General features: G+C 68.8%; 4 protein-coding genes. 1 reads left to right on the top strand and 3 read right to left on the bottom strand.

Annotated elements, in window-relative coordinates; genetic code table 11:
* Positions 1-300: 300 nt before the first annotated feature.
* From F3J14_RS21610 to F3J14_RS21620, 3 genes are read right to left on the bottom strand one after another with little or no spacing between them, the layout of a single operon-like run.
* Entirely contained in the window at positions 301-1782 is a 1482-nt protein-coding gene (locus F3J14_RS21610; protein WP_166724751.1) for an efflux transporter outer membrane subunit, read from the bottom strand.
* Complete coding sequence (locus F3J14_RS21615) at positions 1779-4952, bottom strand: multidrug efflux RND transporter permease subunit (RefSeq protein ID WP_166724752.1); 3174 nt, start codon at positions 4950-4952, stop codon at positions 1779-1781. Before F3J14_RS21615 ends, F3J14_RS21610 begins: the two co-directional genes overlap by 4 nt.
* 13 nt (positions 4953-4965) lie before the next feature.
* Positions 4966-6180 carry an efflux RND transporter periplasmic adaptor subunit gene (locus F3J14_RS21620; protein ID WP_166724753.1) on the bottom strand — a complete coding sequence of 405 codons (1215 nt, stop codon included), beginning with the start codon at positions 6178-6180 and terminating at the stop codon, positions 4966-4968.
* 79 nt (positions 6181-6259) lie between these two features.
* Here F3J14_RS21620 and soxR point away from each other — a divergent pair.
* The coding region (gene soxR, locus F3J14_RS21625) for a redox-sensitive transcriptional activator SoxR (protein ID WP_166724754.1) at positions 6260-6628 on the top strand (369 nt) is incomplete at its 3' end.

The raw sequence follows: 6628 nt of genomic DNA on the forward strand, positions 1-6628 counted from the left end.
CGGGAATCGGCCGGCGACGCGGGGCAATGCGAGGCAGGCGCGACGGCGATGCGCCGGGCTGTCGCCGACGGGCGGCAGGCGAACGAACCGGCCCCGTTGAACGGCCATATGGCATCGATGCGAGACCGGCGCACTGCGCGTCATGCCGATCAGCGCGATCGGCGCCGAATCGACTGCAATCAATCCATGCGGCGCCCTGGGGCCGGCAATGGGGTGCATGAGCGCCGAGCTCGCGATGCGGAGTCAGCCGCGCGGCTTTGGGGCAAACGCAATGCCCCGCCCGCCCCGAAGCCGCGCGTCCTACCGGCCCGGGCCCGCAAGCGGACCCGACGCAGCCTGCGCCGGTCCCGCCGGCCAGCCACCCGCCAGCGCCTTGTACAGCGCGACCGTCGACGTCGCGCTGCGCATCCGCGCGTCGGCCGCCGCGTCCTGCGCCTGCAGCAGCGTTCGCTGCGCGTCGAGCACTTCGTAGTAGTCGATCGCACCGGCCGAGAAACGCGTCTGCGCGAGCTGCGCAGCGCGCGCGCTATCGTCCGCGGCCCGTACCAGATGGGTGGTCTCGTCCCGCGTACGCGCGACGCGCAGCAGCGCGTTCTCCGTTTCCTCCAGCGCGCCGAGCACGGTCTGCCGGTACTGCGCGAGCTGGCCCGCCGCTTCCGCATCGCTCGCCGCAATCCGTGCGCGTACGCGGCCGACGTCGAGGAACGACCAGTCGATGCCGAGCGCGATCAGGTTCGTGTCGCTGCCCGCACGGAAGAACCCGTAGCTGCTGGTCGCGCTGCCGAGCAACCCCGCCAGCGTGAAGCGCGGAAACAGGTCGGCCGTCGCGACGCCGACCCGCGCGGTCGCCGCATGCAGCCGCGCTTGCGCGGCGGCGACGTCCGGGCGCCGCAGCAGCAGGTCGCCCGGCGTGCCCGGATCGATGTCCGCGGCGAGCGCCGGCAGCGGCGCCGGCGCGCCCTTCGGCGTATCGAAACGACCGATCAGCGCGTCCGGCGTCTGTCCCGTCAGCACCGCGAGGCGGTGCTCGTCGACGCCGATCGCGGCTTCGTACACGGCGATCCGCGACGTCGTCGACTCGTACTGCGCGCGCGCACGCGCCGCGTCGAGTTCGGAGCCGCGGCCCGCGCCGACGCGCGCATTGATCAGCGCGAGCGTCTGCTTCTGGTTCTCGGCGTTCTCGCGGGCGATCCGCAATCGCTCCTGCGAGCCGCGCAGATCCACATAGGTGCGCGCTACTTCGCCCGCGATCGCGACGCGCACCGCGCGCGCGTCGGCCGCGCTCGCGGCCGTTTCCGCGCGCTGCGACTCGATCGAGCGGCGCACGCGGCCGAACAGGTCGAGCTCCCAGGCCGCGTTGATCCCGACGCTGGAAATCGGCGTATCGCGCTGGCTGCGCGGCGCGCCGAACGCCTGGTCTCGGCTCATCAGCTGATGACCGATCTGGCCGCTCGCGGTGATCGTCGGATAACGGTCGAACGTCGCTTGCGACAACAACGCGTTCGATGCGTCGTAGCGCGAAACGGCAACCTGCAGGTCCTGGTTCGCCGCGAGCGCCGCATCGATCAGTTGCGTGAGCGCCGGATCGCCGAAGCCGCGCCAGAACACGGCGTCGGCATTGGCCGACGCATCGGGCGGCGCCGCATCCTGCGTGGCCGGATGCGCGTCGCGGGCGAACCGCGCGGCGCTCGCCGTGTCGGGCCGCTTGAAATCGGGGCCGACCGCGCACGCGGCGAGCGTCACCGACATCGCGAGCGCGGAAAGACGGAAAGCGGCGCTCATCGGTTTTCTCCTTCGAGGGTGGCGTGCTGTTCGCTCCAGACGGCCGGCGTGCCGCCCGCGAGCTTGCGGATCGCCACGTAGAACACGGGCGTGAGGAACAGGCCGAACAACGTGACGCCGAGCATCCCCGCGAACACGGTGACGCCGGTGGCCGCGCGCACCTCGCTGCCCGCGCCGCCGCCGATCAGCAGCGGCACCGAGCCCGCGATGAACGCGACCGACGTCATCACGATCGGGCGCAGCCGCAGCTTGCATGCTTCGAGCGCCGCTTCGATCGCGCCCTTGCCCTGGATTTCGAGCTCGCGCGCGAATTCGACGATCAGGATCGCGTTCTTGCACGCGAGCCCCATCAGCACGACGAGCCCGACCTGCACGAACACGTTGTTGTCGCCGCCCGACAGCCATACGCCGAACAGCGCCGCGCACATGCAGACCGGCACGATCAGGATCACCGCGAGCGGCAGCGTCCAGCTCTCGTACAGCGACGCGAGCACCAGGAACACGAGCATCACCGCGAGCGGGAACACGACAATCGCCGCGTTGCTCTGCGTGACCTGCTGGTAGCTGAGATCGGTCCATTCGAGTGTGATGCCCGGTGGCAGCACGTCCTTCGCGATCTGCTGCAGTTTCGCGATCGCCTGCGACGACGACATGACCTTCGGATCGGCATCGCCGATCAGGTCCGCGGCCGGATAGCCGTTGTAGCGCACGACCGGGTCCGGCCCGTACGCCGGTGCGACCGTCACCATCGAGCCGATCGGCACCATCTCGCCCTTCGCGTTGCGCGTGCGCAGGTTCGCGATGTCGGCGGCCGTCTGCCGGTGCCCCGAGTCGGCCTGCGCCATCACGCGGTACACGCGGCCGAATGCGTTGAAGTCGTTCACGTACATCGAGCCGAGATAGACCTGCAGCGTGTTGAAGAGGTCGGTCAGCGCGACGCCCTGCGCCTTCGCCTTCAGCCGGTCGACCTTCACCTCGAGCTGCGGGATGTTCGCCTGGTACGAGCTGACGGGATAGCTCATCCCGGGCGTCTTCGCGACCGCCGCCTGGAATGCGCTCAGTGCGTTCTGCAACGCGCCGTAGCCAAGGCCGCCGCGATCCTCGAGGTACAGCGAGTAGCCCGAACCGTTGCCGAGGCCCTGGATCGGCGGCGGCATCAGCGCATAGGTGATGCCGCCGCCGATCGCCGCGAAGCGCGCGTTCAGGTCCGCGTTGATCTGCGCGGCGCTGCGGTGACGCTGGTCGAACGGCTTCAGGATCACGTACGAGTTCGTGATGTTCGGCGTGTTCACGCCCTGCAGCGCGTTCAGCCCCGCGAACGCGGGCACCATCTCGACGCCGTCGGTGCCGAGCGCGATCTTCGTCATCTGCTCGGTCACCGCGCTGGTGCGCGCGAGCGACGCGCCTTCCGGCAGCTTCGCGCCGGCGAACAGGTACAGCTTGTCCTGCACGGGGATGAAGCCGCCCGGCACCGCGTTGAACAGCAGCGCGGTCGCCGCGAGCAGGGCCGCATAGACCGCGAACACCATACCGCGCCGCTTCAGCGTGCGCCCGACGACGCCGTGATAGCGATCGGAGCTGCGCTCGAAGAAGCGGTTGAACGGACGGAACAGCCAGCCGAATGCGCGGTCCAGTGCACGCGTGAGCGCATCCTTCGGCGCGCCATGCGGACGCAGGAGCTTGGCGGCGAGCGCGGGCGACAGCGTCAGCGAGTTGATCGCGGAGATCACCGTCGAGATCGCGATCGTCACCGCGAACTGCCTGTAGAACTGGCCCGTGACGCCCGACATGAACGCCATTGGCACGAACACCGCGCACAGCACGAGCGCGATCGCGACGATCGGGCCCGATACCTCGCGCATCGCCTGGTGCGCGGCATCGCGCGGGCTCAGCCCCCGTGCGATGTTGCGCTCCACGTTCTCGACCACCACGATCGCATCGTCGACGACGATCCCGATCGCGAGCACGAGCCCGAACAGCGTCAGCGTGTTGATCGAATAGCCGAGCAGGTACAGCCACGCGAACGTGCCGACTACCGACACGGGCACCGCGACGAGCGGAATGATCGACGCGCGCCAGGTCTGCAGGAACAGGATCACGACGAGCACGACCAGCACGACGGCCTCGATCAGCGTGTGCTGCACCGCGCGGATCGATTCGCGCACGAATACGGTCGGATCCCATACCGGTCGATACGCGATACCGGGCGGGAAGCGCTTCGACAGTTCGTCGAGCTTCGCATACACGGCCTTCGCGACCTCGAGCGCGTTCGCGCCCGGCGACAGGAAGATGCCGACCACGGCCGAATGCTTGTCGTTGAAATACGAGCGCAGCGTGTAGTCGCCCGCGCCAAGCTCGATGCGCGCGACGTCGGACAGCTTCACGATCTGGCCGTCGTCGCCGTTGCGCAACACGATGTCGCCGAATTCCTGCACCGTGCGCAGCCGGCCGCGCACGTTGATCGACACGAGGAAGTCGTTCTTGTTCGGCGACGGCTCCGCGCCGAGCTGGCCGGCCGATACCTGCACGTTCTGCTCGCGCACCGCGGCGATCACGTCGCTCGCGGCCAGCCCGCGCGATGCCAGTCGGTTCGGGTCGAGCCAGAGCCGCATCGCATAGTCGCCGGAGCCGTACACGCCGACGTCGCCGATGCCGGTCAGGCGAGACAGCTCGTCCTTCACGTGCAGCGTCAGGTAGTTGCGCAGGTACAGCGAATCGCGGCTGTTGTCCGGCGAATAGAGGCTCACGTACATCAGCGGCGTCGGCGACTGCTTCTGCGTGGTCACGCCATACTGGCGCACCTCGTCGGGCAGGCGCGACAGCGCCTGGCTCACGCGGTTCTGCACGCGCACGGCGGCCGTGTCGGGATCGACGCCCTGCAGGAACGTGACGACGACCTGCAGGCTGCCGTCCGAGCCCGCGACCGACTTCATGTACATGATGCCTTCGACGCCGTTGATCGCCTCTTCGAGCGGCTCGGCGACCGATTCGGCGATTTCCTTCGGGTTCGCGCCCGGGTACGTCGCACGCACGACGACGCTCGGCGGCACGACTTCCGGATATTCGCCGGCCGGCAGCATCGGAATCGAGATCAGGCCGATCGCGAAGATGACGATCGACAGCACGACCGCGAAGATCGGCCGGTCGATGAAGAATCGGGAGAAATCCATCGCATGTCTCCCGTTACCGCGCGGCCGGCGCGCCGGCATCGGCCACGGCCTGCGTGCCGCTGTCCGGGCCGGTGCCGGTGCCCGCATCCGCGCGCGCGGGCAACGCCTTCGGTTTCACCTGCGCACCCGGATAGTAGATCCGCTGCACGCCGTCGACGACCACGCGATCGCCCGACTGCAGCCCCTTCTCGACGATCCGCTCGCCGTCCAGCTCGCGGCCGATCGTCACGTCGCGGCGCAGCGCCTTGTCGCCGGCGCCGATCACGTAGACGTACTTGCGATCCTGGTCGGTGAGCACGGCCTTGTCGTCGACGAGCAGCGCATCCTGCGCGCGGCCGCTGACGAGCTGCACGCGTGCATAGAGGCCCGGCGTGAACGTATGGTCCGCGTTCGACAGCCGCACCCGCGCACGGATCGTGCCGGTTTGCGGATCGAGCCGGTTGTCGAGGAAATCGACGGTGCCCGCGTGCGGAAAGCCCGTCTCGTTCGCGAGGCCCACGCGCACCGGATCGGCGCCGATCGCGCGATGCTTCGGATCGGCGCGCCGCGCGTTGTAGCGCAGGTAGCTCTGCTCGTCGCAGTCGAAATACACGTAGACGGGATCCTGCGACACGACGGTCGTCAGCAGCGTGTCGTCCGCGCGCGCGAGGTTGCCGGCAGTCGCGATCGCGCGGCCGACGCGGCCCGCGATCGGTGCACGTACTTCGGTGAAGCCGAGATTGAGCTTCGCGTCGGCGACGGCCGCCTCGGCCGCCTGCAGGTCGGCGCGCGCCTGCTCGGCGCTCGCGCGCGCGTTGTCGAGCTCCTCCTCGGAGGTCGCATGCGCATCGATCAGCGTCTGCACGCGCTTGAGCTGCACGTTCGCAAGGCTTGCGGCCGCGCGTGCCCGCTGCTGCTGCGCATTCGCGCGGTCCAGCGCGATCCGGTACGGACGCGGATCGATCTCGAACAGCACGGCGCCCTGCGCGACGAGGTCGCCCTCCTTGTACGCGACGCGTTGCAGATATCCGCTCACGCGCGGCCGCAGCTCGACCGCGTCGACCGCTTCGACGCGTCCGTTGAATTCGTCCGCGAGGCGGATCGTGCGCGGCGCGACGGTCGTCACGCCGACTTCGGGAAGGGGATGAACCGACGATTCGCCTTTGCCGTCGTGACAGCCCGACAACGCCAGCAGCAGTGCGCAGGCCGCGCCCAAAGGCGACGTCCTGCGTAGGGATAAGGAGAGCATGATGCCTCGCGACGGGTTAAACTGCCGCGTAGCATAAAAGTTGAAGTTAACTTCAAGTCAAGCTTTTCCAGAGGGCGTCATGGGTATGGATGAAACCCCGCAATGGCCGCTGATGTCGATCCGCGAAGTGGCCGCGCGCAGCGGCGTGCCGGCGTCGACGCTGCGCTTCTACGAGATGCGCGGGCTGATCAAGTCGCACCGCAACGGCTCGAGCCATCGCCACTATTCGCGCGCGGTGCTGCGGCTGATCGCGTTCATCGTGTTCGCGCAGAAGATCGGCTACTCGCTCGACGAGATCGCCGAGCAGCTCGTGAGCCTGCCGGAAGACACCGCGCCGACCAACAAGGACTGGCAGCGGCTGTCGCGCGGCTGGAAGCAGCGCGTCGCGAACCGGATCGAAGAACTGCAGCGGCTCTACATCAACCTCGACGAATGCATCGGCTGCGGC

This window comes from Burkholderia sp. Tr-862 (assembly GCF_011753085.1).
GTDB classification, from domain to species: domain Bacteria; phylum Pseudomonadota; class Gammaproteobacteria; order Burkholderiales; family Burkholderiaceae; genus Burkholderia; species Burkholderia ambifaria.

Bases quoted from the DNA above. Each gene is read 5' to 3' on its own strand.
- F3J14_RS21610 (WP_166724751.1), bottom strand. From the start codon at position 1,782: ATGAGCGCCGCTTTCCGTCTTTCCGCGCTCGCGATGTCGGTGACGCTC.
- F3J14_RS21615 (WP_166724752.1), bottom strand. From the start codon at position 4,952: ATGGATTTCTCCCGATTCTTCATCGACCGGCCGATCTTCGCGGTCGTG.
- F3J14_RS21620 (WP_166724753.1), bottom strand. From the start codon at position 6,180: ATGCTCTCCTTATCCCTACGCAGGACGTCGCCTTTGGGCGCGGCCTGC.